Origin of the sequence: Nitrosospira sp. Nsp2, from assembly GCF_003050965.1 — a bacterium.
Lineage (GTDB): Bacteria > Pseudomonadota > Gammaproteobacteria > Burkholderiales > Nitrosomonadaceae > Nitrosospira.
Genome location: NZ_QAOU01000021.1, coordinates 1 through 1,311, shown reverse-complemented (window position 1 = coordinate 1,311; position 1,311 = coordinate 1). Strand labels below are relative to the sequence as shown.

The following is a 1,311-nucleotide window of genomic DNA, read 5'->3' as shown; positions in this document are numbered from 1 at the left end:
CTGTGCGACCCGTCAGGAGCGTGACTGGTCGTTGGCTCAGGCAAGGGTTTTTCCGCCTGGCTCTTGGATATGAGTTCAGACTGCTTCTCGAAATAATCAGCGGCATCGAGAAGCGGCTTCGGGTCGCCGCCTTGCCGCGCAACAATCTCCGCCGTCTCGCGGAAATTCTTTGCCCGCGCATCCGCTTGTTCAGGGAACGACGGTTCGCGCGACTTTAACTTAAGGTCGTTTGCCTCCCGTATCTTTTTCCTGTGCTCCTTATCGACACGCTTAACCTGGTCCTCGACCTTGTCTGTGGCCGCTTGTGCCAATCCCGGGGCACCGGCGCCAATGGCAAAGGAAAAGGCAACAACCGCCGAGACAAGGACGGTCCTGCTCGAGTGGAAATAATTCATCATTTTGAAATCCTCTAAATAATGTGCGGCAAAAAGATCAAGAAGTACGTAGACGAGTAGCGCACGCTCATTGAGTCAGCGCCCGGTTGACCACGATTGCCTGAGCCGTGCCGTTTACGTTGACTTTACGGATGAATTGACCGCCATATAAATCACCACCATTAAGCCCGGTAACGATGAGATTGGGTACAGCTTTGTTTGCTGTCAAAGTCACCTTGTTGGTCGTGCGATCCCATGTCGCCTGGACAATCGCGGATTTGTAGTGGAGACGCTCTTCCGTCTGGTCGCCAATCAGGTAATAGGGATAATTTTTTACCGGCAGCTTGAACACCCGCTCGTATTCCGCGAAGACCGCATTCAGCCAATCGAATTGCAATGTATTACCGCTGGCATCATATTTCGCCAGGTTCGTCTGATGGAAATAATGAGGCCACTTATTGAAGGTCAGCATGTGCCGCAATGCCGCATCGGCTTCCGCCACGAGAATCTGGGGATAATCGCGGGGAGCGCAGATCGCGCCGGGTATCTGGCAAGGGTCCTGCCCCGCATTGACATATCTCCCGTTGAAGATATAGTTGTACTCGTCCACCAGCTGGGTAGGATTGATTACGTTATAGAAAATATTGGTTGGCCAGCGCGGCAGCATCACCCGGTCCTGTGTGCTGCCGTCGTCGTATTGCGAGATATACTGCTCCACGTTCTGGCCACGCTGGGACGAGTCGGAGGCGAGATACTCCACGTCCAGGTTGGCGGCGGCTTGAAGGAATAGCGGACTGGCGCCGCCCTGATCAAACGCCAGGTCGTCGGACTGAACATCGAACATCTCCGGATGCTTGGCGATTTCATCGGTGCATTTACGGTCTTTCAGCCCGGAATGATTGCCGCTTACCAGCACCCGGTTGTTATCGCTTTTCTC

General features: G+C 54.0%; 1 protein-coding gene and 1 pseudogene. Both read right to left on the bottom strand.

Annotated features, from left to right (window positions below; translation table 11 throughout):
* A partial coding sequence (locus C8R31_RS15745) for a hypothetical protein (RefSeq protein WP_146164616.1) occupies window positions 1-398 on the bottom strand: 398 nt, incomplete at its 3' end.
* 64 nt (window positions 399-462) lie between these two features.
* A pseudogene (locus tag C8R31_RS15740) lies at window positions 463-1,311 on the bottom strand (hypothetical protein); the annotation flags it as partial.